At 50.9% G+C, this 26095-nt stretch carries 26 protein-coding genes; 9 read left to right on the forward strand and 17 right to left on the reverse strand.

Annotated features, from left to right (window positions below; translation table 11 throughout):
* Positions 1-241 precede the first annotated feature (241 nt).
* Positions 242-490, forward strand: a complete 249-nt coding sequence (locus tag DDY07_RS23150; RefSeq protein WP_171697611.1) for a type II toxin-antitoxin system ParD family antitoxin — start codon at positions 242-244, stop codon at positions 488-490.
* A complete protein-coding gene (locus tag DDY07_RS23155) occupies positions 490-786 on the forward strand; it encodes a type II toxin-antitoxin system RelE/ParE family toxin (protein WP_171697612.1) in 297 nt (98 codons plus the stop codon). Before DDY07_RS23150 ends, DDY07_RS23155 begins: the two co-directional genes overlap by 1 nt.
* 133 nt (positions 787-919) lie before the next feature.
* Here the strand turns inward: DDY07_RS23155 and DDY07_RS23160 are convergent, their stop codons facing one another.
* The 10 genes from DDY07_RS23160 to DDY07_RS23205 form a co-directional block, all read right to left on the reverse strand.
* On the reverse strand, positions 920-3508 hold the full coding sequence (locus DDY07_RS23160; protein ID WP_171697613.1) for a hypothetical protein: 2589 nt from the start codon (positions 3506-3508) through the stop codon (positions 920-922).
* 468 nt (positions 3509-3976) lie between these two features.
* A complete protein-coding gene (yeiP, locus tag DDY07_RS23165) occupies positions 3977-4543 on the reverse strand; it encodes an elongation factor P-like protein YeiP (RefSeq protein ID WP_171697614.1) in 567 nt (188 codons plus the stop codon).
* A 3-nt stretch (positions 4544-4546) separates the two neighbouring features.
* Positions 4547-5269, reverse strand: coding sequence for an arginyltransferase (locus DDY07_RS23170; RefSeq protein ID WP_171697615.1), 723 nt, complete (start codon positions 5267-5269; stop codon positions 4547-4549).
* A complete protein-coding gene (gene aat, locus DDY07_RS23175) occupies positions 5266-5958 on the reverse strand; it encodes a leucyl/phenylalanyl-tRNA--protein transferase (protein ID WP_171697616.1) in 693 nt (230 codons plus the stop codon). The genes DDY07_RS23170 and aat overlap by 4 nt, the downstream gene beginning before the upstream one ends.
* A 121-nt stretch (positions 5959-6079) precedes the next feature.
* Positions 6080-6808: a response regulator transcription factor gene (locus DDY07_RS23180; protein WP_225892914.1), complete on the reverse strand. Its 729-nt coding sequence runs from the start codon at positions 6806-6808 to the stop codon at positions 6080-6082.
* Between the two features lie 13 nt (positions 6809-6821).
* Positions 6822-8408 carry a HAMP domain-containing sensor histidine kinase gene (locus DDY07_RS23185; protein ID WP_171697617.1) on the reverse strand — a complete coding sequence of 529 codons (1587 nt, stop codon included), beginning with the start codon at positions 8406-8408 and terminating at the stop codon, positions 6822-6824.
* 5 nt (positions 8409-8413) lie between these two features.
* The gene (locus DDY07_RS23190) at positions 8414-8989 is read right to left on the reverse strand and encodes a hypothetical protein (RefSeq protein ID WP_171697618.1); all 576 of its coding nucleotides are present in this window, start codon (positions 8987-8989) and stop codon (positions 8414-8416) included.
* 5 nt (positions 8990-8994) lie between these two features.
* Positions 8995-10446: a sensor histidine kinase KdpD gene (locus DDY07_RS23195; protein WP_171697619.1), complete on the reverse strand. Its 1452-nt coding sequence runs from the start codon at positions 10444-10446 to the stop codon at positions 8995-8997.
* Positions 10447-10773: 327 nt separating this feature from the next.
* Entirely contained in the window at positions 10774-11250 is a 477-nt protein-coding gene (locus DDY07_RS23200) for a NifB/NifX family molybdenum-iron cluster-binding protein (RefSeq protein ID WP_171697620.1), read from the reverse strand.
* 179 nt (positions 11251-11429) lie between these two features.
* Positions 11430-11747: a hypothetical protein gene (locus DDY07_RS23205; RefSeq protein WP_171697621.1), complete on the reverse strand. Its 318-nt coding sequence runs from the start codon at positions 11745-11747 to the stop codon at positions 11430-11432.
* Positions 11748-12142: 395 nt separating this feature from the next.
* Here DDY07_RS23205 and DDY07_RS23210 point away from each other — a divergent pair, with 395 nt between their 5' ends.
* The 4 genes from DDY07_RS23210 to DDY07_RS23225 all read left to right on the forward strand — a co-directional run bounded on the left by DDY07_RS23210 (position 12143) and on the right by DDY07_RS23225 (position 15880).
* On the forward strand, positions 12143-12760 hold the full coding sequence (locus tag DDY07_RS23210) for a recombinase family protein (RefSeq protein WP_020485758.1): 618 nt from the start codon (positions 12143-12145) through the stop codon (positions 12758-12760).
* 147 nt (positions 12761-12907) lie between these two features.
* Positions 12908-13090 (forward strand): hypothetical protein, encoded by a 183-nt coding sequence (locus DDY07_RS23215; RefSeq protein ID WP_020485759.1) that lies wholly within the window; start codon positions 12908-12910, stop codon positions 13088-13090.
* Between the two features lie 388 nt (positions 13091-13478).
* A complete protein-coding gene (locus DDY07_RS23220; protein WP_020485760.1) occupies positions 13479-15278 on the forward strand; it encodes a hypothetical protein in 1800 nt (599 codons plus the stop codon).
* Between the two features lie 254 nt (positions 15279-15532).
* Positions 15533-15880 carry an Error-prone, lesion bypass DNA polymerase V (UmuC) gene (locus DDY07_RS23225; protein ID WP_171697622.1) on the forward strand — a complete coding sequence of 116 codons (348 nt, stop codon included), beginning with the start codon at positions 15533-15535 and terminating at the stop codon, positions 15878-15880.
* Positions 15881-15929: 49 nt separating this feature from the next.
* On the opposite strand, the gene DDY07_RS23230 is transcribed toward DDY07_RS23225, so the two are convergent.
* Genes DDY07_RS23230 through DDY07_RS23240 form a run of 3 tightly spaced genes read right to left on the reverse strand, consistent with a single transcriptional unit; the run spans position 15930 to position 17807 of the window.
* The gene (locus DDY07_RS23230) at positions 15930-16814 is read right to left on the reverse strand and encodes a PHB depolymerase family esterase (RefSeq protein ID WP_020485763.1); all 885 of its coding nucleotides are present in this window, start codon (positions 16812-16814) and stop codon (positions 15930-15932) included.
* A 34-nt stretch (positions 16815-16848) separates the two neighbouring features.
* Positions 16849-17436 carry a hypothetical protein gene (locus DDY07_RS23235; protein WP_020485764.1) on the reverse strand — a complete coding sequence of 196 codons (588 nt, stop codon included), beginning with the start codon at positions 17434-17436 and terminating at the stop codon, positions 16849-16851.
* A 44-nt stretch (positions 17437-17480) separates the two neighbouring features.
* Entirely contained in the window at positions 17481-17807 is a 327-nt protein-coding gene (locus tag DDY07_RS23240) for an EthD family reductase (protein ID WP_064037762.1), read from the reverse strand.
* 115 nt (positions 17808-17922) lie between these two features.
* Here DDY07_RS23240 and DDY07_RS23245 point away from each other — a divergent pair, with 115 nt between their 5' ends.
* A complete protein-coding gene (locus tag DDY07_RS23245; protein WP_171697623.1) occupies positions 17923-18798 on the forward strand; it encodes a LysR family transcriptional regulator in 876 nt (291 codons plus the stop codon).
* Between the two features lie 225 nt (positions 18799-19023).
* Here DDY07_RS23245 and DDY07_RS23250 read toward each other — a convergent pair whose 3' ends face one another.
* The 4 genes from DDY07_RS23250 to DDY07_RS23265 all read right to left on the reverse strand — a co-directional run bounded on the left by DDY07_RS23250 (position 19024) and on the right by DDY07_RS23265 (position 22426).
* Positions 19024-19260 carry a hypothetical protein gene (locus DDY07_RS23250; RefSeq protein WP_152429037.1) on the reverse strand — a complete coding sequence of 79 codons (237 nt, stop codon included), beginning with the start codon at positions 19258-19260 and terminating at the stop codon, positions 19024-19026.
* Between the two features lie 269 nt (positions 19261-19529).
* The gene (locus tag DDY07_RS24525; RefSeq protein ID WP_020485767.1) at positions 19530-19886 is read right to left on the reverse strand and encodes a TniQ family protein; all 357 of its coding nucleotides are present in this window, start codon (positions 19884-19886) and stop codon (positions 19530-19532) included.
* Positions 19887-20744: a TniB family NTP-binding protein gene (locus DDY07_RS23260; protein ID WP_235048920.1), complete on the reverse strand. Its 858-nt coding sequence runs from the start codon at positions 20742-20744 to the stop codon at positions 19887-19889.
* Between the two features lie 38 nt (positions 20745-20782).
* Complete coding sequence (locus DDY07_RS23265) at positions 20783-22426, reverse strand: Mu transposase C-terminal domain-containing protein (RefSeq protein WP_171697624.1); 1644 nt, start codon at positions 22424-22426, stop codon at positions 20783-20785.
* 481 nt (positions 22427-22907) lie between these two features.
* Between DDY07_RS23265 and DDY07_RS23270 the strand changes: the two genes are divergently transcribed.
* Complete coding sequence (locus tag DDY07_RS23270; protein ID WP_171697625.1) at positions 22908-24602, forward strand: VPA1262 family N-terminal domain-containing protein; 1695 nt, start codon at positions 22908-22910, stop codon at positions 24600-24602.
* Positions 24599-26023, forward strand: a complete 1425-nt coding sequence (locus DDY07_RS23275; RefSeq protein ID WP_171697626.1) for a hypothetical protein — start codon at positions 24599-24601, stop codon at positions 26021-26023. Before DDY07_RS23270 ends, DDY07_RS23275 begins: the two co-directional genes overlap by 4 nt.
* Positions 26024-26095: the final 72 nt, after the last annotated feature.

A 26095-nucleotide genomic window follows, 5' to 3' on the forward strand; every position in this document is an offset into this window, starting at 1 on the left:
ATGTACTGATCCGGGCTATTGTTGATAGCCAATTGCACGCTATTTGATTTGTTTATGAATCGATAGTAAATGATCGTTATCGACCAGGACACAATCATTGACGTTTTGCGAATGACCGTATTTGAATGTATTGCCGACAGTAAGATAATGACATGGTTTTCTGGAAAGGTCTCTTCATTGAAATAGACTATGGGATGTAGTATGTTCGGTGTTGTTATTTATGAATATCAGGATTTTTACTATGGCTACTACCAGCTTGAGTCTCGGAGAACATTGGGAAGTCTTCATTAGAAGTGAAATTGCAAGTGGTCGCTACGGCTCCGCTAGCGAGGTTGTGCGGGATGCTTTGCGGGAACTTGAGGAACGCAAGCATAAACTAGCAGCGTTACGGGCGCATCTTGCCGAGGGCGCTACGCAAGCCAGTAGAGGCGAATTTGTACAGGATTATACTGTTGCAGCCATTATTCAGGAGTTGGATAGCGAGGCATAATGGCAACTTATAGGATTACCCCTAGGGCGTTTAGTGACTTAAAGAGCATTGGCCGCTACACAACGGAAAAATGGGGTAAGCCGCAACGGAACCGCTATTTAGCAGACCTTGATAAACGGTTTAATTGGTTAGCCAAGCATCCACATCTAGGCAAACATCGAACGGATATTGCCGAAGGCTATTACTGCTTTCCTCACGGTTCTCATTTGATTTTCTATATGCTCAATCCATTTGGTATCGATATTATCGGGATACCACACCAAACGATGGATTTCGAAGCATATTTCGACCAATGATTAACGCGATAAGGTGCGCACCCGGATAGTTTTTGCAGAGCCAGCGGCGAGGCGCAACGGTCGTGATCGATGCGCCTAACGGCAGCATCCTATTTGTTCTGGGATTTGGCGCGCCTTATCCCGTTAAGCGGATTTATCGGCCATATTCTGCCCAGAAAATCTCGCCTTTTACGTACTCGGCATAGGCAATCGCAACGTTAAGCAAGGTATGAATTTGAGAATGAATGTTATCCAGCTTTTCTGGCAGTGGTTTGAGCAGTTCCGCTCCGAACGTGTTTGCCAGCTCTGTATTTCCAGCAGTTTTCGCCCAATAAGCGCACGCTCCTAGCGGCGATTCTTCAATGGGATAACTATATGAGTAATATTTTTTGTCCGCGCGAGTTTTAGTTTCTTCAAACCAAGCACTTGCCAACGATGGCTGTCGAATAGTATGAGCGGTATACGCCAATTCGCATAAGGCTTTGGCGCCATATTGGCTTTCGGTCATCGCGCGGGCCGATTCGGCAAGCAGTTGTATCACTGATAATTTCTGGGCTTCGTCAAGTGCCAGTGTATCCGATTGCAAAAGCGTGGCAATCGAATGTATTGCTTGCCGGCGCTCCGAGGGTTTCATGCTGGCCTTCAGAGAATCTGGTAAATTCAGCAACTCGCCTCTCAGGGCTGATTTGACAAAATCTTGTCCTTCATCGTTTTCTAGGCTCTCCGCAATAGTCTGTGCCTGCCGCCAATTGCTCAGACGATCGCTGAGCGACTCGATTTTAGAAATCGCGTCGAGAAGCTGCGTATTCGGCTCTTGTTTGAATTGCGCCAAAGCAATTTCGGCTAAAACCTTCTGGCTAGCTTGCTTTTGAACCACCAATTGACCACGGTGATCAGGTGTCAGAAATGACCAAGCTGTGTCCAGTGCATCGGTATCAGCGCCGGTTTGGGCGAGTAATTTGACGATACCTTCATCTCCGGGCGTGCTATATACGAATTGACCTTGGCCTGTAGAAGTATTATTCGCCAGTTCGTAAGCCGCTTCCTTGGCGTACGCCTGAGCCTTATCGGTTTGTTTTAATTTAAGCAGTGTCTCCGCTACATCCAGCAAACCACGGGCACGCCTGCGGTGATGCTCGTAGTTGATAACAATGCTACGCGCGTTGGCGAGTTCGTTTTCCATCTCATTGTTGCGGCCGAGTACGGCCAATACTTGCGCTTTGGCTAATGCGAACAAATGAGGAAAACCATCGCCGTGGTTTCCTGGGTATATCGCAGCTAGCTCATCCAGGCGAGCCAGTGCGGCTGGGGCGTCGCCCTGTTCGGCACGTTGCACGGCAATTTTTAAGCTGATAAGTGGATCTTCGAAGCGGCCACGTTGCCAAATCGGTTCTAACCAACCGGTGGCGAGAACATCGAGTTTCATATTCTTTATGTCTCGGTATTCTCTAGTGCAACTGTCTGTAGAGCATTTAAAGTCATTAGCTTCGGTTAATGCCTCGACAAAATCGGTTTTGGCTTTTTCCGGATTTCCACAAAAAAACGCAATCTTTGCCAGTTTGGCTTTGGTTATGGGCCAAACTCTCTTGAATCCCATCGCTTTTTCAAGTTCGATTATTTTCTTGGCTAAAGCTTGTCCTGCCTCATATCTGTTGGCTTTACATAGCGCAACCGCAACGTCGTCCATCCCTCTTTGAAATATAGGGCGGGTTATGTTTCTCGTAGCAGCAACGGCCTTGTCAGTTTCGCCAAATCGCGCATACAAAACACCTGCGCGTGCCGCCAGTTGGCTTTCCTTTAAATAATAGGGTTCGCTTTGTTCCAATTCGCTCAATGCTTCTCGGGCCGAGGTGGCGTCACCATGATCGAGGCGGCCTTCAGCCAGGGCCAGTATTACGGAAGTATAAATATCGGGCTTTTTGTCTTTGAACGCGCGCAGACCGGTAACGGAAATGGTGTCCGAATTCGCCTCAGCAGATAAAACGTCCGCCAACTGCGCTGCCTCTTGAATGTTACCGTGTCTTGCCTGAGCAATGCCGGCGTTTTCCAGAATTCTAAAGGCATTCGGAACGTGTTCGGCTTCGGCAAATTTGAAATAACTGATGGCCTTATCTGCACTCACTGGGCTATCGCCAGCTAAAAACAACGGCAAGACGGATTCCATGTCTGTCAGATACGTTGCTCTGGAGGTGCCTTTTCGCTTTGTAAAAGCAATGTCGAAGGCCTGCGTTGCCGAACGTTGAGCCTCTGAATTTAATCCCAACGCCCATTGCGCCCGTGCCAAAAGACTGGTCGGTTCGGCAAGCCAGGAATAGCGGTTATAGTTGCTATTGGTATCCAATAGATATGTCTTTCGCGCCCATTCCGGAACACCCAATGCCAGTGCCGTAAGGCCAAAACCGTTACGGTGAGCAAGCCCTTCAGGTGAATCATATGGTAAATTTTCGGCCACCTGTTCGAATAGACACTCCATGCTGGGTTGAGCACGACATTTGGCATAGCGGTTTTTCGGCCAGTCGGCATTTTCCACCGAGCTAACAGCGGTTACCGGAAGACTTTCGTATTGAGATGCCCGGTCAGATGCTGACGTATTCAACGGAGTAGGTGTGTCAGCTGCCAACGTCGTGTTCGATGCTTGCAACACAATAAATGCAATTGCCATGACAAAGGAGCTATCGAGTCTGCCAATAATTTTAGAGGTTAGTGTCGAGCATCCGTTGCCAAGATATTTTTCTTTCATCACGAATATACAATCCCCTTTAATTTTCTGATCCCAACACCAAACCTTTAAACCAATTCACCGCATAAGGGTAGCATCTATAACGTCTCTCAGTGGACTAGGCGGAGCGAATAGTCAGCTTACAGCTCAAAACCTGCCTTTGTTGGTTGATATTTTTCAACCGCTGGAATGTCTCAATTTTGGCCGAATTTGCTCAGTCAGCACTGATGAATGCCTGCGATATACCCCAATAAAGCTGGCGCAAAACACCAGAATTCTGTCAGCAATTTTGTAAAACGGGATTGTGATGTGTGCCACAAAGAATCAAAAATCGCTTCAATATCAATCGAGCATGAGTCATTCATTGCGGCTCAGACACGAACTCGGACATACTTCCAATCGAGATTTGGGGGCTGACTGGGTAAAGGGCGGGGTAGTGAAGCCGTTGCCGCCGACAGCTGAATCGGTCGGCGGCTGGCGGAGAGGGCGGCGTTAAGCCCGCGACGAGAATTCGCCGGTTTCGGTGTTGACCTTGATCATCTCGCCGGATTCCATATATTCGGGGACTTGTACTTCCAGGCCGGTACTGAGCTTGGCAGTTTTGGTACGTTTGGTGGCGCTGGAGCCTTTCATGGATGGCGGGGTTTCGACGATTTGCAGCGTAATGGTGGTTGGTAACTGGATACCTAGCGCTGCGTCGTCCATCAACAGCATGATGATGCCTTCCAGGCCGTCCGTCAGATACAGGGTTTGGCCTTCCAGGTCGTCAGCCGCCAGCGCGTATTGATCGTAAGTTTCGCTGTTCATGAAATAGTAGGTGTCGCCGTCCTGGTAGGAAAACTGCACGTTGCACCGTGAACAATCGGCGGCTTTCAGCATGTCGTCACTTTTGAAGGTTTCGTCCAGTTTTTGCCGGGTTTTCATGTGGGTGAAGCGGACTTTGTACAGCGTGGTCGCGCCGCGCGAGGTAGGGTTGCGTACGTCGATGTGTTTCACCACATACGGCTCGCCATTGATTTCGATGGCGGTTCCCTGTTTTAGTTCGTTGGCTTTCGGCACGGCTTAATCCTCGTTAAATGTCTGATTGGAAATAAATTGCCACTGGCCGTTGATCAGGCCTGTCAGCGGTTGATAATCGATTTTGTAGCGCATTTTACGACAGTCTTTGATCCAGTAGCCCAGATAAACGTAGGGCAGGCCCATTTGCTTGGCCGTTTCAATCTGCCAGAGCACGGCGTACACACCGGGGCTGTAGTCGGCAAAATCCGGGTCGAAAAAGGTATATACCGCCGATAGCCCGTCGGCTACCACATCGACCACCGCGACCGCCGCCAATTGGCCGCCGATTAAAAACTCCACAAACAGCGTGTCGCACCAGCTGCTGCCGAGGAATTTGATGTAGTCATCCGGCGTGATTTCGGTATCTTCGCCGGGCTTGTCGTGGCGGGCACTTAGATAACGCCGAAAAAGCCGGAAATGCCGCGGGTCGAACTCGGCGTTTTTGACGACTATCCGGGTTTGCGCATTGCGCTTGATGCAGCGCTTTTGTTTACGGTCAGCTTGGAATAAGGCCACCGGCAGCCGCGTCGGCACGCAAGCCTGGCAGGCTTCGCAATAGGGTTTGTAAACATGATCGCCGCTGCGCCGAAAGCCCTGAGCAATCAGTTGCGAGTAGAGCGTGGTGTCGATATTCACCGACGGATGCACGAAGCCGGAACGGGCCAGACGGTAATCTAGATAGCCGCAGGCGTGGCCGCTGTCCAGCCAAATCGGGATGGAGCTCATGCTTGCCAAGCGTCGGGCGTCGGTGTTTGATCGCAGAGCCTATCCAGCAGTTCTACAAAGCGGCTGCGAGGGATTTCCGCCGCGCCAAGGCTGAGTAAGTGTTCGCTGCTGACCTGGCAGTCGATGAGTTGATAGCCCCAGGCGCTGAGCTGCTGCACCAGATGCACAAACACCACTTTGGAGGCATCGGTTTTACGATGAAACATCGATTCGCCGAAAAACACTTGGCCGATGGCAATGCCGTACAGGCCGCCTACCAACTGGCCGTCCTGCCAGGCTTCGCAGCTGTGTGCGATACCCAGGTGGTGTAGTGTGGTATAGGCTTGGCGGATGTCGTCGGTAATCCAGGTGCCACCTTCGTCGCGACGCGGCGCCGCACACGCATCGATTACTTGACGAAAGGCGCTGTCGTAACGAATCTCAAACAATTGTTTGCGCAGGGTTTTCGCCAGGCTGCGAGAAATATTCAGTTGTTCCGGAAACAATACCAAACGCGGATCGGGCGACCACCACAGAATAGGCTCGCCGGGATTGAACCAGGGGAATACCCCGTGCCGGTAGGCGTTGACGATGCGCTGCGGTGACAGGCAACCGCCAAAGGCCAGTAAGCCGTTGGGTTGTTTCAAGGCCTTGTGCAATGGCGGAAAGGCTTGGTGCGGATGATCCGGGTCGAGCAGGGTGAGTTGCATAGGAGGCGCTTGATGTCCGGGTTGGCGCTGGTTTGTTCAGTAAGCTAGCTTACCAAGGTTTGTAGGCTGCCGACCAGACTGTTGATAACGGTGCGTAGACACAAAATTTCGCACGTCCAACTCAAGATGCATCCATTTTGTATCCAAAGCCGCGCACGGTTTTCAGCAATTTCAGTTCGTAATCGTCGTCGATCTTCCGCCGCAGTTGGCGAATATAAACATCCACCACGTTGGTCAGCGGATCGGCGCTATAGCCCCAGACTTGTTCCAGAATGCGTGTGCGGCTCAATACTTTACCCGGCATACGCATAAAGCATTCCAGCAAGGCAAACTCCTTGGGGGTTAACTCGATAACGTTATCGCCGCGTCTTACCTCGTGAGTTTCGCCATTAAGTACCAGGTCTTCGATACGCAATTCCTTGTCGTCCTGTTTCACTTCGCCGCCGCGCCGCCTGAGTAAAACTTCGATACGGGCCAGCAATTCTTCAAAGGCGAACGGCTTGGTCATATAGTCGTCGGCACCGGAGCGCAGGCCGGCTACTTTGTCTTGCACGGTATCGCGCGCGGTCAGCATCAAAATCGGGGTGTCGATGCCGTTGCTGCGCAAGCGTTCGCAAATCTGTCTGCCGTTCATGTCCGGCAGGCCCAAGTCCAGAATGATCACCTGAAAGCTGCCTTCGGTACCCAAGGCAATGGCCTCTTGCCCGCTACGGGCCACCTCCACGGCATAGCCCTCGGCTTTTAAGCCGCGTTGCACGAAATCGATGATACGCTCGTCGTCTTCAACCATCAGTACCCGCATATAGCCTATTCCCGTCAGAGTATTGGTTGTCATGTATTTATCATTCATATGAAAATCCGTCCTATGCTACCGTAAGCAGGGGTAGTGTAACCGTAAATGTCGATCCGGCGTTTTCGACGCTACGTACCGCGATTTGCCCGCCGTGGGCTTGCAGGATGGATTTGGCCATCGGCAAACCCAGGCCGGAGCCGTCGTCTCGGGAATGCTGGGCATTGCTGCTGCGGAAGTGGCGTTCGAAAATTCGATCCAGATCCTCGGAGGGTATGCCTATGCCCTGATCGGTCAGGCTGAAACAGGCCTGTTTCCCGTCGCGCCATAACGCCACGGCGATATGCCCGAGCGGTTTGGAATAGCGGCAGGCATTCTCGCCCAGAATGAACAGCACTTGCCGTAGCCGTTGCTTGTCGCCGCGCACCAGTAACGGTCCGGAAGGCGCGTCCAGGCTGACGGAAATCGAATATTCTTGCGCCATCACTTGAAAATCCTCGACGCTGCTGGCTACCAAATCCGCCAAATCCACTTTATTCCATTCGAATTGCAGATTGGCCGTGTCGGCGCGGGCCAGAAACAGTAAGTCGTTCACGTATTTACCCAACTGCATCGACAGCTCGACGATGCGTTGCAATGCGTCTTTGTATTCTTCGGCATCGCGGTCCTGGCCGCGCAACGTCACTTCCGCTTCGCCGCGTATCACCGTGATCGGCGTGCGCAGTTCGTGGCTGATGTCCGCCAAAAACTCACGGCGGGCATTATCCATGCGCTTTAATTCCTCGTTCAATAGATTAAGCTCAAAGGTCCGCTCGGTCACTCGCTCTTCCAACACGGCGCGGCCTTCGCGTAGTTTATCTTGTTGAACTTCCAGTTCCTTGGCCATTTGATTGAAGTGGCTGGCCAGATAGGCAAATTCGTCGCGGCTGTCCAAAGCGATGCGGTAATCCAGGTTGCCGGAGGCGATTTCGTCCGTGCCTTTCATTAGCGCTTCGATAGGTTTTTTAAACGCGCGGAGCAACATGATGCCGGCTACCAAGCTGAATAACGCCGCGGTTAACGAGGCCAGAATCGCCGTCCAGCGCGACTTTTCCACCAACATTTCCAACTCGAGCTTGGCTTTTTTTGCCTTTTCCCGTTCGGCGTTGATGGCGGCGTCGATTAGGGGTTGGAATTTACCGTCGATTTCCTCTTCAGTGAACTTGGCTAAAGCCTGCACCGCGGTAGTCAGCTTACCTTGCAAGCGCAGCCGCTCGACTTCTTCGAAGCGATATTCGCTGGCTTCCAGGAAAGCGGTGAGATGGGCGACTTTCTCCAATTCCGCGGGCTTATTGGTCCATTCTTCGCTGGCGCTGTCAGTGTCCGGCGCTTTGACGGCGGTGTCGCGTAGCGTTTGCATGGCCTCGTAAAGACGGCGTTTGGAAGATTCCACGCCGGTTTCCGAATTGGGGTTGGCGGTGATCAGCCGGTCCATGCGTTGCTTGAAATGGCGATAAGCTTCCTGCGACAGCTGTTCGTAATCGTCGAAGGTTTCGTAGGCGGTTTGGCTGTGTTGAAAATAGCGCGCTACTTCGTCGGCGCCCCAATACAAGGCAATGCCCAAACTCAATACAAAGCAGAACGAAACAACAATGACTATCGCCAAGCGAAACCGAAACATTGGCCCTATTTGCCTTCGCTAGTCTCGTCCAGTTGCTTTTCCATCGACCGGATGGCTTCCAGTTTCTCGCGCAGCAGTCTTGATTCTTCTTTCTTGGAACCGGCGGCGTCTTTCGTTTCCAGCACGTTTTGCACGGTTTTGTGTTTGCGTTCCAATGAGCCGAGTTTTCGTGATGCGCTGTTGATGCGCTTTAATGCCTCGGTGTGAATGGCAACCAGGTGGCGCATCCGTTCGTCGCTCAGGCCTGCGGGCGGAATGCCGGCAATTTCATCGAGAATTTTGGGAATGTCGCCACAGGCATCTGACAATAGGCGGCCTACCATCAAATGCAGTAACACGCCAATCTCGGGTTCGTCTTTTTGGCGTTTCATTAAAGACCGGCACGTCTCGGTGCGGCTCGCCGTGGTCATGTTGGCCAGATTGTTGCCAAAATCCAGCAACTCGTCTATGTCCGAATGCACCACCGGCGCGCTGTAAACGGTTGGAAAATGTTCCTTGACGCTGGAATCCATCTCGGCGCAGCCGCTGATTGCCAACAATGATGCGACCAGTGCCAATACGCGCATGAATAGTGCCTGCATGTTGCTTAATTCTCCCCGGTTAACGGAATTTGAACCCTGATGCGGGCTCCTTGTTGGTCTTGACGGGCATCGATGACTTCCACTTTGCCTTGATGATTGGCGACGTATTCCTTGACGATGGCCAAGCCCAGGCCGGGGCCGTCACCGGTATCGCCGGTCTTGCCGCGATAAAACGGCTCGAAGATATGATCGCGTTCGTCGATGGCGATACCGGGGCCTTCGTCTTCCACTTCCAGTTCCATCAAAGTACCGGCGTCGCGTAATATGACGCGAATTTCACCGCCTTCCGGCGAAAATTTCACGGCATTGGTCAGCAATTGTTCGATGATTGCCCGCAATTGTTCGGGAATGCCGGCAATTTCCATCGGCCTTGCCAGCATGCGGATAGCGATGGCTTTACTGCTTAAAACCGGTTGAAAATCGTCAACGACGGTTTCCAGCAAATCTTTGATGTTTACGCTTTCCTTGCGATTGATGTCGGGCAGGGAATTGATCCGACTGTAGCGCAGTAATTCCTCGGATACGGCGCTTAACTTTTCGATATTGGCGCATAAATGCAAAACAGTGGCTTGCCGCTTGCTGTTGGGGTCGTAGTCGGTTTCGCCGGCCAGCAATTCGGCATCCTGACGCAGGCTTGCCAACGGCAGTTCTATCTCGCGGGCGACGTTTTGCATAAATTGTTGCTTGGACACTTCCAGTTCCAGTAAGCGAGTGCGCAGCCACTCCAAACGGTTGCCCAGGTAACGTAAATCCGACGGGCCGTTCACCAGAATCGGTTCTGCCAGCTCGCCCGCGCCCAAACGGCGGATCGAAAGATCAAGTTGCCGCATCGAACGCGACAATACGATCAACAGAACGGCAATCACACCGAACGAAATCGCCAGTAATACTGCGCCTTTGACCAGTAGGCCATGCTCCAGCGATTCCGACAATTGGTGCAGTTCGTTGAATTCGTGATCCACGTGGTTTTCAAACTCGCGCGATAGGGTGGCGGCGGATTCGCGCAAGCCCTGAAAAGCCTCGTCTATCGGTAATTCCAGATTATTCTCGTCATCCGAACCGATGATTTGCTGGTAAATCAGGTTTTCTTTTTCGGATAATTCATTGACCAGCAGCGCGATTTTGTTATCGACGTGCAGTTTCAGCAAATCACCCAAAGCCTGTTTAAACGAGGCTCGCACCGTTTCGTAGGATTGCCGTTCGTAGGGTTGGCGCAGCGTCGGGTCGGACAGCAACACAAACAGTTTGGCCTTGCGCTCTATATCGGAGGCTTTTTGTAAAACCAAGCGGATGGTTTTGGTTTGTTCGAAGACATGCGTGTTGACGGTGCGGCCCAGCGCCGAGGTCTCGCGCATGCCAAAAGCAGCGTACATCACGGCCAGAAACAGCGGAATCACCGCAATGACAAAGCCCAGAATGATCAGGGACTTTAACGATAAAAAATTTTTAAATTTCATCCTTGTGCGAGAAGCAATAAATCACTCCATAGTATAGTTGAAACGGTATCCTAAAAATTGGCCCTAAATCCGTCACAAACGGCATTGCCCAGCGGCCACAAGGCTGGCGGCAGCAAATACCGGGAGGCGCAGGCCGGATGCCCTGAGTTTAGAAAAAGGTAGTTTAGCGTTGGCGATGGTGGCGCAAATGTCGGTCGCCGGCCCAAGCGTGCGATTATTTGCGCCAGGCCTTCACATACCATCGCTGCCGCGGGGATGACGCTACCCGGAAATGTAAGGACAGGGGGAGTAAAGTTGGAGGGTATTAAGGCAAAATTGCCCGGCAGATTATTCAGCCCATTCTTCGTCAGCCATCTCTGCAAAACGGCTCTGATCTTTACCGGATTTTTGTTTAAAAATACGTTCCAGCAACGGTGACATGGCCCCGGTAAGGTCTTGCTGTAACTCGGCAATGATTTCTTCAATGTCGGGACCGCCTTTAACGATGACCGGATGAGCGCCCAATTTGATTAATTCATTGGTGGCTGTGCCGCCGACAGAACCGCAATAAACCATATCGCAGCCGGTTAACCAGGCCAGCTTAGGCTTTAATTTCTCTTCATTCCCGTCACGTTGTTCCTTACCAAACGACTTAGCCGCCAAAGGCGTCGCGGAACTGCCGTCTATAGCGTAGACATGAAATCCCAAGGATGACCCGAAATGCTGATTGACCATCTCCCCATCGGAACTGGCAAAAGCCACGATCAGCTTATTCGCATCGACTTCAAGCTCCGCGACACTGTTTACATCGGCAAGTTGATTCATATGACACTCCGTAATGAATATTTGGGCCAAAGGACGACTAAGGCTAGGTTTTAAAATTGATGGTTTTGGGTGTTGTTAATCCGTGCCTTACTTATTACCCCGCCCTTAAATACCGTTCGACCAGAGCCTGTCGAAGGGCACACCAGCCTTGGGTTTTTACGAGCTCGGTACAAACCGCGCTACTTTTGTTGCCGGTATTCCGCAACCAGCTCTTTAATCTTCAGTCGCATAATGTCTTTTAACATTTGTATTTTTCGGTCATGTTCCTGATGGGCAATATCGTAAATTTGTTTTCTGAGAGTTTCGTTACTATCCTCGGGCAGACTCAAAGACCATTCAGAAAAAAAGGCATCGTAGCTGTCTATCGTTTTGATCAACTCAAACCTGAGTTTTTCCCTGTCTTGCCTCGGGATAGCCTTTAGCGCTGCATCGATAACCGCATCAAGATCCGATTTTTGTTGTTGGTTGGGAACGGGAAACGGGATGATCTCAGACATAAGCGCCGTGATAATGATGAACAACCGGACATAGCATTTGTCACTTTTCAAAGCTGCAGTCAGCGGATGGTCAAAGTTGATGTCAGCAGATTAATCAACAATAAGTAATTCTGTCAGTTGCGACATGCCGGCTTATTTTTTAGTTATTTTTGTTTTAAGGTCGAACCCTATGTTCGCACTCTCTCCCCGAAAGATTTCTAGCCAACCCACCTATATTAAAAGGTATCTTAAGTAATGAAGTTGGCTTCTGATATTCTTGCAGTCGTCTTCTGACAGCGGTAGTAGCCAAAATAGATAGCCAAGTAGGTGATGGCCAAATTACATTGCGGTTCTAATTATTGGCCATATGATTTATACTGGGCTAAATTAAGTATACCCATTTTGGCCATCCAACCATGAAAGTTGCTCGTATCTACCTTCGCGTCAGTACCGAAGAACAAGACCTTACCCGTCAAACCGAAATCGTCCACAGTGCTCGGGCAGAAGGGTATTACATCGCCGGCATCTACCGTGAAAAGGCTTCGGGTGCCCGTGCTGATCGGCCCGAGCTACTACGAATGATTGCAGACCTACAATCAGGCGAAGTCGTCGTAGCTGAGAAAATTGACCGCATCAGTCGGCTTCCCTTGGCCGAAGCCGAGCAACTGGTTGGATCAATCCGGGCCAAGGGAGCAAGACTGGCTGTGCCGGGCCTAGTCGATTTATCCGATTTTGCGGCTGAGGCCGACGGTGTGGCCAAGATCGTTTTGGAGTCGGTGCAGGAATTATTACTTAAACTTGCCCTGCAAATGACACGTGATGACTATGAGACTCGCCGAGAGCGACAGCGCCAAGGTGTTCAGCTTGCCAAGATCGCCGGTAAGTATGCGGGTCGCATCCCTGATACCACGACACATCAGCGTATCGTTGCGCTGCGTGGAGCAGGACATACTATCAAACGGACCGCTGAGCTGGCTGGATGTAGCCAAAGCCAGGTCAAGCGCATATGGGCAGAGCATAAGGGCAGTCACTAAATTATAATCCTGTTCAAGTGGTCTGCTTTCATGCCCCTGCAAGGCAAGGGTTGCTTTGCGGAAATTGGCGACTGGCAATGCAGAAGTATGACGAAGCGGCACTGGACTGCGCATTGACAAACCAGATATTGATAGAGGTGATCTGCAATGAAAAAAGAATACCGTAGCCGTTTGATGGTCTCCGTACATGAAACCGCCGAAGGCTTGCATGAGGCTGGCGTCATGGATAAGCGTACCATGCGCAAATTCGACGAACTGTGTCTAACGCCAATCAGAGGGTGTCAGATTGGAGCACACATCGACTTGGTGTCTGTACGAACGGAGAAATAGCGTCAGAGTTAGCTGGGTTCGTGCATTTCTTGCCGATTCCGGCTCAACGTCTATTCGCACAACCGGACACCTCATCCCCTTGGCGGACGATTTTTTCCGAATTCTGGGGCGCCCTGCATATTCCACCCCAATCCAGCCACCGATTCCGAGACGATTACGTCAGTAGTGAATGATAGCTTTTGAAAGTGGCGAAATGTCGCGATCGACCCCTATGAGCTGTCAGATAAGATTTAATTTGCGGTGACAGGAAAAGGCAAATAAGCTGCCCTTCAAAATGTAGATTAGCTTGCGTAACAGCACATTTCGAAGCCAACAATTCCTCCGGATACGCTATCGCTAATCAAAGCAGGCTATCGACTTCTGGTTTAAATGGGATAAGAAAAATTCAATGAATGACGTGTTTTCAAAAATCAAATCAGGCGACTTATATAGCTTACTAGCAAGTTGCAGTAACGAGGATTTGGCTCCTCTGGTTAGCTATATAACCGATAAGCTTTCGAATTATCTTGTAACTGATGATATCTACAAAAGGCATAGTCCAGATCACACAAAATATACCAAATTAATCGCGAGCGAAATTCGACTTTATGGCGGAAATTCGGTAAGCAATATAGCTCGCGGAGGGGTGGGGCCTGATTATGATGAGGTTTTATTTGATGTTTGTCAGAAGATAGGCATTCCATCAACTAAAGGAAGAATTCTTGATAATGAATCAAATTTATTAAGAATTTGCCTTCCTTATGGTTGGGAAGCTCTTAGTCCGGTTAATCAACAAGCCGCTGTAAAGAAGGCTAGGGATACATACGCAACTACGGGCGGCATAGTTACAACTGGTGTAGGAACTGCAACAATTTTTGCAACTGCTATTAGAACAATCGCTGTACCAGTTGGCGTAGGCTTAATTGCTAAAGGTGTTGCTGACCCGGCATTTGAAGTGACTATTCCCTGTGTTTTACACATTGCATATCTTCGGTGGAAAGTGCTCAACTACATCGAAAACCACAGGAAGAAAACGTTACAAATCGCTAATGTCAGTGCGTCAACCAATAGTCAATTAGTCGTAAATCGTGATTCACCGCTTATTATCGGGGAAGATGCTGATAAACCTGTTCTGACATTTGCCTTGGCTAAAATTTCAAAACACTCTCCCGTAAATTGGCAACCTGTTTCAGAATCTGACGGCACAGGAATTAGCAGTTTTAATCCACTATTGCAAGCAGTTCCCAGCATGGTCACCAAGATGCATATTGCTACGACGCAATATGTAGAGGTGAATATTCGGCTGGACTCTTTGACACCAGTAAAAAATAGCACCGATGAATTAAGAGGCTATGTTATAGGTTCTAACGGTCGTATTACAGAGCAGGCGAAACTACTCTCTCCAGAGAACCTCGAGAAAATTGTTAATGCGGGCGCATTATTTCAGGTTGCATCTGTAATTGTCGCTCAAAAACATTTGGCAGATATAAGCCAAAAATTGACTGAAATTAAAAAAACAGTTGATGATATTCATAAGCATCAGAAAGATAAACGAGAAACAGATATAACAGGAGCGGTCGATTATTTCAAACAAATAGCCCCTTCAATTTTGGCTGGTGAGTTAAGAGATTCTTATGAACACCAAATTGAAAAATATGAAGGTGAGTTGCTTTCTATTAGAAATCATTTGTTGAAGGATATTAAAAATCAAAATCATGAAATCGAAAATCTAAAAGATGGTCATATATTTGGTACGGAAGGGATGAAGGCGTTGATAAAGAAGCATCAGAATGAACTTTTCAACCTATATCAGCAACTGTTCCTTTGCATTCGAGCACGCGCATGTGGTTGGCAGCTTTTGCTTGCATTTCCTAGAACTGAAGAAATTGCAAAAAGCCGTAAACAGAATATTGATGAATCACTTGCAGTGCTAAATGTTGATGGCGAATTGGTGAAGCAGACCATTGCTGAAATGGATAAAAAAATCCGCAGCCTTTCAGCAATTACCAATACTGCGCAAACGCTTAATGAACGAAAACTGGATTTATTAAAGTGGCAAGACAAATTGATAGAAGAAATTACATATACTAGAAGTGAAATTGACGCGAATATCCGTTCTGTAGAATCGTTGGTACAGGATAAACACGGCGCAACAAAATTCCTTCTCAAAGTTGAAGGTGACAAAATAGTTGCCCGTAGCCCTTTGTGAATGTCTCTAGCCCGTAGGCGGTTAACAGCATGCACCGCACTTTAGCGATTGGCGCGACTCGTAAATTCACCCCCCTACAGCTGCTTTTGGCTGGACATTTGCCATTGGCGCTTTTGATTCGTCTGGCGGCATAATGGCCGATTCTGTTGAAAAGTCGGTTTTATTAAAATTTTAACCAATTTTTGACGTTCGTCAAAATGATAACTGTTTGTTTTCAAAAATAGCTTGCTTTTTAATTTCACATAAATGCGGACATGTCAACCAGGGTCATGGCGACCCTGGGGACCTTTACCCCCTGCATGGAAATCTATTCAATTGACGAAGCGTTTCTTGATTTGACCGGCGTCTATCCGTGTCAATCCGACCCGATTGCTTACGGACAGCGCATCAAGCAAGCGGTGTTCCGCGCGACCGGCATTCAAGTCTGTGTCGGCATGGGGCCGACCAAGACCTTGGCCAAACTGGCTAACTTCGCCGCCAAGAAATGGCCCAAAACTCACGGCGTATTGGATGTATCGGACCAGTTGCGCAGGGAAAAGCTAATGCGTATCGTACCGGTCAACGAGGTCTGGGGGATTGGCCCGCAACAGCTGATTTTTTGATACAGTAAGCCATCAGAATTGATAGTGTTCATTGTCTCGCAGCCGCCGGTTACATATTGGTATGGTGATGCAAGAAAAAATCGATGATGGCATCGCTACGCTGTTCCGGCCATTGCGCATGCGGTTTGTCGCCTTCGCAATACACGGTTTTTACGCCATTGGCGCAACCGGAATAAGCCACGCAACCGTTGCCGATCGTATCGGGAATCGGCTCGCATTTGTTACAGGCCGCCCACCAGCCGGCTGTTTGCTGTCCGTAACCCGGAAACAGCCGGTCCTTGCTGCTGTGTATAATCATAACCGGCAAGGGTTCCGGGCATTTGCGGTCGCGTAAGTCCTCATAGGTTACGCCGGCGGCACTGGGGGCGATTGCTGTAGGAATGTGCCGGGTGCCGGTCATAAAAGCTAAAGCCATTGCCGAGGTGCCGCCATCGGAATGACCGGTTACATAGACCTGTTTTTCATCGATACACCATTTTTTAGCCATCGCATGGGGGATCGTACCCAGTTCCACGGTGGTGCTCGGCGAAAGCTCGGGATGATCGGCATAAGCAACGATAAAACCGGAGCGGGTTGCGGGTAAGGTGAATCCTGTCATCTTCTCCGTTTTGGCGCGATTCGCACCCGCCGGTGAAAATACCAGTAATAAAGGATGGGCTATCGATGCATCATAATTCTTAGGGGTGCGGACGTTGTAATTTATGCCGTTTTCGGTTTCTTCTCCGTACGTTTCTCCGGTATCGCCACTCAATAGGTCAGGCTGGCAAGTGCCGCGCGGCATATCCGGTCGGTAAACGGTTTGCCCTAGTTCCACCGGAACGCCGCTATGATCCAGCCAAAGCATGCCGGCCAGCGCTATTACCGGCAATCCGAACAAGACTTTTTGCCAACGATTGCTTTCAAGAAGATAGGACTTTAACTGTGCAATATTCATTTTGATGGCTCCCTTGATGGGTTCGGCGCTGGGTTTAGGCTTCCGGATTTTGCTCGGGCGTATGCTTTAACGCGGCCCGGAACAAGCCGTAAGCCAGCAAAGACAGGCTGGCTATCGTTATCAGCAGCGGCGTATAGTTTTTACCCGGCACCGACTCCAGCCCGACGGAGAACGGAATATGGGTATCCAGGCGCTTATCCTTATCAACGATAGCAATATGCGCCAAGTAATTGCCGGCGCCATAACGGCTAAAGTCCACCGAGAGGTTCGCCGTGCCGGTTTTGACTTTTTGTGGTTCTCGATAAAACACCCGAGTACCATCCGGCTCTTTGGTGATCTCGAATTCGACGCTGACATGGCGCAGGCTTTTGCCCTCGTAATCGAACACTAACTTGGTGGGGCCGACGCCTGGAATGATGTTGCAGTATTCCAGGTTGCCGGACAATGTCGGGGTATACGCCGTAAGATGCACGCGTTCAAAGCCCACTCGCGCATTGCAGTTGTCGACCACTTCGGCCGCGCCGCGATGAGCGTGGATATTGCCCAAGGGTAGGCACGTTAGCGCCAAGATCAAGGCTATCTTTGCGCCCTGGCTTTTATAACGGTTATGTCCGGTGTTCATCGGTTTCCTCCAGCAAAGCATTTAACTTAAGCTGATCAACGCAATTAGAAATCGAAGGTTTCCACTTCGGAAATCAAAAACGTCGGCGCGCCGCCGCTGGAAATATCCACCGCATGCGCCGCCGTTTCCTGGCCGCCGGGCGAACTTAGGCAGGCTTGTAAATCGCCAATCGATGGGAAGTACACTTCGGCGATACGATGAAGCTGCGCGGCGCTTTGGTCGGCATTGGATTTGATCAGAGAGGCGACGAAGCGGGTCTTCCCAGCCAACTTTTCCACGGCCATCGGCACGTGTTCGTCGGCATAGCGGCGTTCGAAGGTTTCCAGATCGGTCGGTACTGGGTACATCACAATTAATTTTGCTGCTTTCATAGGTTTCTCGAATGTTTTTGTAAAAAGTAGATGCTATGAAACGCCTATTTTTCCAATTAGTAAAATACCGGTTTTCTATGAAACAATAGGTTTTTCCTATTCAATTGGGGTAGATATGGAAATGCAACAAATACGCTATTTTCTGGCGGTATGCGATAAGGGATCGTTTACGCGGGCCGCGCAATCGGCTTTTGTTGCGCAGCCGTCGTTGACGCAAGCAATTAAAAAGCTGGAGGACGAACTGGGCGGGGAGTTATTCAGCCGCGAACGCAGCGGCTGTCGTTTGACATCGCTGGGGCGTTTGGTGGAGCCGACCCTGAGGCAGATTTTTCACGAGGCGCAAACCATCAAGGCCGAGGCTGTCCGCTTCAGCCGCTTGAACACCGTGCCGCTGCGCATAGGCGTGATGGCTACTATTGCCGCGCAACATCTCAGCACGTTCTTTGCCGACTTCCAGCAAGAACGGCCGCATGTGGAATTGGAACTGGTGGTGGATAACGAGTGTAATCTGGCGCAGCAATTGGATGAGGGAAGGCTGGATTTGATGGTCAGTGCGCCGACCTCGCCGCTGCCGGCGCATTTACAGTCCTTAAAGCTGTACGAGGAGCGTTATGTAGTGGTTTTTAACGACAAGCATCGCTTCAATCAATTGGAGGTCATCGATTTGGCGACCATCCAATCCGAGCCTTATCTGGATCGCCTAAACTGCGAATTACGCGAAACCTTGCGCGGCGTTTGCCTGGGCCGGCAGATCAATCTCTATGCGGCTTATAGAAGCAACAGCGAGGAATGGATATTGAGCATGGTGCGGGCCGGGTTAGGCGTGGCGTTGATGCCGGAATTCAGTGTGCCGAAGCGGGGCGATAAGCTCAAAACCCGGTATTTATCCGATCCGGAAATTTGGCGCACGATTTTTGCGGTTTACCAGGACTCGGCGGCGACAAATCCGGAAGTAAACCAGTTGCTGGAAAAGTTAAAAGTTGGGTTTTGACGGGAGCGATTAGCTTATCCGCGTCTTGGCTAAGCAATTGTGTTAATTTGCGCGCAAACCAAACCGCCGCCGCTTAGCCGGGTGAACCCAGATTAATCATCGTTCCCACGCTCCGGCACCACCTCTGTTTTAATCACTGGTGTCACTCATTAACAAGCCGGGGGAGCTTAGACACAAAGCCCAAAATACTATCGGATTACTTTGAAAAACAGTTACAGCCGAGTTTCAACAATTTTTCGAATTGGGATGCTGGTAGTGGCTTGCTAAAAAGTCAGCAAAATCTGGTTCCTGAATACCTGCAACTTGTTCACGAAGGGTGTCGGGCACTTCCCAGAGAATCTCGTTTTTTCTTTCTTCTGGCGTTTTCTGCCAAAGCAATTTGGCATCGTCAATAGTTACCCTTTCAACAATCCCACAAGTTACCCAATCATCATAGACACGATCTCGAGAAGCGATAGCCACTTCTCTAAAGTTCAGGATTAATTAAAATGGTCGCTAACTATCCCGATATAACACGGGCAGCAGTGACGGGATAATCAGCCAGTCAATTGAGGGATTTCAAAAACTTCGACCGTCAACAAGTGGCCGAAACTGCGATCTGAGCGGTTGGGCATCGGTGAACCGCTGCAATGACCATGAAACGGTCGCGTAATTCGTGCTCCATCTTGATGGACATTTGAACGTCTTTAGCCATGCCAGCCTCACGGATATTGTTGAATGATGCTGATTATTCATTTATGCGGTGGATTTCCTACCAACCGCCTGTTCGCGACAAGTTCTAACGCAGCTTTGCCTTCAGCAGTTTCTACATATTGACGCACTTTGTCCATAAGTCGATCCCAAACACGCCGCCAAGTCATCTGCTCAAGCAGTTCAACAGAAATTCCCGTGCCATTGGATAGTCGCTGGAGTAGTTCCGGTGTGGGAGCCTGAAATTGTCTCGCTCGGCTATCGGCGACAGGGATACCAAGAGCGCGAAGGCAAAAGAGTTCATAACGAACACCGTAACACTCAGCCAGTCGGCGGACATAGTGTTCTAACGTTTCGGCATCATGAGGTTTCGGATGCAACGGCCAGCGCTTTTGCACTCAACGCAATTCCCGCTCAACCATGCGCCGACGCACGCTAGGAGGATGATAATCAGCGCGCTCAATGACGGCGCAATTAATGCGTTCTTCTCCCTGCAATAGCGCAGCTACCGTGGCACTGTTCAAGAGTGCGGTAATTTCACCAATAGTACCTTCAGATCGCCGCAAAATCAGCTCGCACAGCGGTGCAGTTGCTAAATGTGAGGGTTCACGCAAGGGCAAAACAGTTTCGAAGCTGGCCAGCAGACGTGCTAATTCCTCGCCAGCCTCCCAGAGTGGTAGTAACAGAGGATGAAACCGATTTTCAAGCTGGTCGTCGCTACGAATCGCAAGATAAGCGTCACGGATACCCAGGCAAACGATAGGAATGCGCAGATCGTTGCCAATAAAACGGAGCAGATTCAACAGTTCGCGTTGCCGCCTAGCCGTTGCGCCGAGTAAATTGTGTACCTCGTCAATTATCAGCATGCGGACGCCGACGGTTCGCATCAGTCGTAATGTCAAGGCCTCACGCACGTCGTGCCGACCATAAAAGCCAACTGGCGTACCCAGTGTAGCCTGCAATGCGGTGTGTAGTCGGTTAGCGGTTGCCTCGGCTGGCATTTGTAGCATGAGGACCGGAATGACCTCGTGTTCACCGTCCTCTGACATCCGCTGGGGATGCGCGCGATGAAACTTTTCGGCAATCATGGTTTTGCCGTTGTTGCTTGGGCCTACTATAAGGATGTTTTTCGGACGCAGTTTGCCAGGCTCGTCGGAAAGTAACGCTTCAAGTTGTAACAATGCTTGGTGGGCACAGGTGTAGCCGATCCATCGCTCGATTCGAAGGCGAGCTAGACGCTCTGCACTGGGTAACATGGCCAGTGAGCGCGCTTCTGGACCTAAATGGCTAAGGCTTACCATGCTTCGATGTCATCAAACGGGCGTACTGGACCAATATCAACTGTCGACGTGGTATTCTCAATTTGAGATGACTCCCTCTCTAGCTTCGAACCCAATTGGCGGCGCGTCCGGTTGCGGCGGGCTGTGCGCGTAAGCGTCTCGGCCTTACGCTCAATCTCACGCATTTCATCAATGGCGGCGAACAAACTGGCTTCGTCGACCGCAGTGCGTCGCTGTTCACGCAGACGTTTTCGCGCTAGTTTGTGCTCCCATAGGCTGATAGCCGGTCGAGACAACATGCGATACGGTACTTCCAGGTAGACATTATGCTCTTCATCAAGCACGAAAATTCGTGACAAATCGCGGGGATCGCGGCGAATCAGCAAAGGAGTTGGCTGATTGCGCAACTGTATCCATGGACGTAGCGCATTGCTGTAGTAAGTAATGTGATCAATCGTAATACCGTCCCGTTGTAAAGAGCGGCGCACTACTGGCAGGAAGTCGATCAGGAAGGTGCGTGGGTCACGTGGTATTGGTATCGTTTTGTTGGCGGCAATAAGCGACTGGAGACCTTGCTGGTAGCGATGCAAGGGAATATCGTCATCCATACCTTCGTGCGGCCGCAGGTGGTAATACTTGGTAATCGCGACGGCAAACCAGCGTTCAAGTTCCTCAAGTGTTAGACAGGCCGTCTTGTCACTATCATAGCCACCGCGTTGGGTTGGATTTGAAAAGGTTGTACCGGGCAAAGCATGAACTAGCTGCATCAACGTGCCAATAACGCGCTCGACGACTCCGCCGTAATGAGGCAGGCCAGGTGGTCGCCATTCGATGGCAATGCCATGCTGAGCACAGCCCCGTTCAAATGCTAGCGAATGAAATTCTGAGGCGTTATCGACGCCGATACGACGCGGCTTACCGTTGACGGGCCAGCATGCTTCAATATCACGCTGTTCTAACCACGGCGCCTTATCACTGGCTACCAGGGCCAGACAAAGGCCAACACTGGTGGCCGAGGGCGCCTCAAGGGATAGATGGAACCCGGCAATGCAGCGACTAAAAACGTCAATGGCCACCGTTAGCCATGGTCGGCCAATCGGTGAACGATCCACTGGATCGACGATAATCAGATCGACTGGCGTATGGTCTATTTGTAGCCAGTCAAGGGGAATATCAGAGGTTGGCGTGATGCCGTAAATCGGCTTGATTTCAGGATGGGGCTCGCCGCGTTGACAGTGTTCAGCCGGAGATAAGGTTTTCAAGCGGCGGCGGATAGTACTCTCAGAAGGCGGCGCTAATCCAGCTTTTAAGCATTGATTCCGGATTGCAAACACGAGTTCGGCTGCTGACCGTTTTTGCCGCGTAAGAAAAATTTCGGCTATCAGGCCACGGAGCAAATTTTCGCGAGGTGCGGCAAGTCGCTGTTTACCTCGCCCACCATTGGAGCCACCCGGCAATAGCGCAGTGAGTTCGCCGCCGGACTCGCGTAACCGTTGAATTAGCCGGTACACCTGCCTTTCGGATAACCCCAATTCAACGGCGGCTTCATGCGCTTTCTCGCGAGAACAATACTGGATTTCAAACAACGGACGCAAGACGACAGCACGGCGATACGCTTCATTCCATTCGCATTCTGCAATCTGAGAAAGGTCAGTCATAGTGCCCCCTTTGCGACGTGCTGACGTCGACTTTAACAATTTGCAGCTTACTGACATCGGGTTAGATGGCTGCTGTCATCGACTATGACATTTTAGTTTGTGGATAGCAAGGTAATACGCGAGCTTTGCTAATGACTGCTGACAACGGCTTCGGAAAGTCACAGCAGTTGCGCTTAATCGACTTCGGCAATCCGCTTGGAAACGTTAGCGCTCCAGCAGGTGCAAATTGGCGGACCTTGCTCGGTCAGGATTAAGCGGGTAAAGCCGACCCGTTGCGGGCAGTCAGCTTTCGATCATATTTGACCGCTTCGCAGCAGGTTGCGGACGCTGCATAGCAACAGCTTTGGTCTTTTTGCTGGCGATATATAAATGACCGAACACTTACATCAGTTCTCCGCAGGTTGACAGGACCCAACAGGGGATTGAGAATCAAGAAATGTATCGCTAAAGCAACGCTTATAGATGTGACTGGGAGGCAGGGATGGATCATTCCAAGCGGCGAAAAAACATGCTCGACACAGTAACTACGCTTAAAGAGCTTCTTGAGCCAGGCTTGCTAGGGAACTACACTTGGTTTGAGGCAGTTGAGGTCATTGCCTTCAGTTCCACGCAGGCCACCGATGAGGTGCTCGTGCGAAACATCTTTTCCATCTATGTCGCTGAGCCCGGCGAGCAACCTTCAGACTCAAAACAGATCTTCTTGGACAGAAAATCCAAGAAGCTCAAAGGCTTGGATGGATGGAGCTTTAGAGTTACCAAACGCCCTGTAGGAATCGCAGAGCTTCTCGCGTGTATCGAGTGCTACGGCCGCACCGGAGTTTGGATTCCCCCAGATCAGAAAGCCCTCCAGGTAGGCAGACTCGTGGCTGCGCCGCCAATGTTCTGCCCCCCCGATTCGCGCGACGAGGTCCCCCTTAACGCAGTCCTGAAAAACAACTTCTGGTCCGGTTCGTATGTAATCGAACTCAAAGATGAGGGCAAATCGACGTTGACAGACCTCGTTCGGGAAGATGCCCTTTTCGAGGAACTGTCCGAATGGCTCACCACGATGCTGCCATTGAACATTGCGCGCGTGCCTGACCGCATCGGCGATATATTGTTCCAGATTCCATCAAATGCCCTGATTGCTGAGTTCCGGCGGCGCCCCGGCATGCCAGTGGACCTCCGCATGGCCTGGAACCCCGAAATCGCTGCTAGGCCGGTGGTTGGAGAATACCGTGTCGAACAGGATGGGTTAATCACTTCCATTGCACGTTTTGAGTTTCCCGTGGGGGCCGCGAGCCTGGATATTCCTTCCACGTCTGGTGACCTTCGCTTCTCTGTTTGGGACACGCAAAAGCAGCTCCTGCTGGCCGCGACGGCCCCGCTCTATGCTCCTGGCGGAAAATGGCGGGTCGAATCGTCTACCAGTACTGGACTTGAGCAGCCGCGCCGATTCGAGGTAAAGGGGCCAGCCAACACTATCGAGTCGCATGAAATCGGCCTAACGGAACCTGCTGGCGGTTGGTGTAGCCATTGGCAGCCACGGCGTCAGGAGGAAGTCGACTGGCGAGCAAGGCGAGAGCTCAAGGCCAGGATGAAGCAGCTCGTGGCGTCCCGAAGGTTCGTGCAGTACGGCAACGGCAATGCAAGTCCGCAAGAGGAGCATCGGCGCGCCCTTGAGGACATCCGCCAGCTCATTCGAACTGCAAATCAAGGCGCTATATACCTGTGGGACCCGTACCTTTCAGCGAACGATGTTCTCAATACACTTGCGTTCTGCTCGGACGCAGGAACGGAGCTCTGGGCATTAACTTCGGCAAAGCCGTCGAAGAAAGGGGCTTCTGACGACGAGAATGACGACGGCACGGAGGACATCGAGGTGACCGCCCGGGGAGCTTGGATCAAGGCTCAACAGGATACGCTGAATACGGCGTTCATCGGTCCGTCTAACATGAAGCTCGAGTTCCGCATGAGCTGGGGTATTCAGGGGAGCTTCCACGACCGCTTCCTGATGTTTCCTGGACTGGGTCGCGACCGAACGCGAGTTTGGTCCCTGGGGGCGTCCATCAACCATATTGGCGCGCAGCATTGCATCGTTCAGGAAGTAGCTTACCCGGAGCCCGTGCTACAGGCCTTCAAAGCTTTCTGGGATCAAAGTGATCAGCCCGAACACCTAATCTGGAAATACTCATGAAGCAACTCGATGTCCTCGTTGGAATTGTCGAAAGGGCCTCAGGAGCGCAACCATACGAACCGACCTCCCTGAACCTATCCCTCGTTGAGCGGGGAGTAGAGGCGTTTGATACGGTTTCGAGGAAGCTACGCGAAGAGTTTCCGTTTCTATGTTCAGGCAGCGAGAACATGGAGGATTCCGAGCTTGAGCAGTTTGACGGCTTGTTTGCTTGGCTTGCGGAACAACTTCGTACATTTCCCAAAGACGCCACAAATCCAGAGCAATGCTTGACGAATATACTGGCACTCGCCGCGCTACTCGAGTGTGATGCCCAGTTGTGGGATGAATTGGTAAAGGCAGTCCAGAATGTGCCGAAGCCGCTGATCGTTACCCTCGAAAAAATAATAAAACAATGCCGGGCTGACGGTCAGAAAATTCTCGAGGGCGAGCGCTACAGTACCAGTCATATTGAGGCATTTCTTGCCAACGCTGCATCGAAGGATTGGAAGTCGGTGGAGTGGGCAGTGAATCATCTGTGGTGGAAAGTTTGGTCACCAGCTAAACAGCATGCGTCGGTTGCGCTGTATCGACTTGACCGCCAATGCCTAGAAGTCATCCTGGAAGGGGAGAACGACTTCTTTGAGATTGCTGCCTACGTCTTACACACTCCTGCGGCCCAATCCCTGCACCTTGCCACCGTAAGCACGAACTGGACGTTCAAATTCTGGGCGCTTCACCACTCAGCGAACTGCGCGTCAAGAGGCAGCGAGAGCTACCCAATGGAGTGGGAAATTCTTTTGTCTGAAGCAGCTAAAGTCCCGGACGAGTGGACACGATGGCTAGCCGTCCTGAATGAATACCCTGGACGCTATCCACAACTTCAAGAAGCTCTTGGGAACACCCTTGCCAGCGCTCCAGATGAGGCGCTCGACGCATATGTATCGTCCATATCGGGAGTTTCTGATTTCGGGCGGGCCGAAATTGCAACTGCGCTGACCATCTTTCGGGAGAAGGCTCCGGCATGCAAGCGGCAGCGGCTGTGGATCGCAGCGTTTGAAAGATGGGAGAGATGGGATTTTGGATGCACAGAGCATTCCAGAAGCCTTTTCAGTGTGGCAAAGAGCTCTTTTGATTTCCCGGTTATAGGATATTTGACCGAATGCTTGGACTCCCAAGCGCGTGCCGAATGGATTGCGAAACTACAGGTGCGCGCTGCCGCCATTGAAAGAAATTGGCATTCAGATGTCACGCCTGCGATGTCGGAAAGATTCAAACTAATTTCAATATATCAACTTATTGCCCACTCCGAAGCCGTAGCGGCCGGCGAGCCAGAATGGCTTTGGGAGCTCCCGCTCTATAAGCCGATATGGGAGGACGGCACGCTCTATCGAAGCCTTAGGTACGATAAAACTTTTGGACCATCCACGTTCTCCAGTAACTGAGAGTCTCGGGTGCAACAGGCCTTAAGCATACATCAATCAATGCGCATCATTTGTCGTCAAATCCGAGCGGCA

Origin of the sequence: Methylomonas sp. ZR1 (assembly GCF_013141865.1) — a bacterium.
GTDB lineage: Bacteria > Pseudomonadota > Gammaproteobacteria > Methylococcales > Methylomonadaceae > Methylomonas.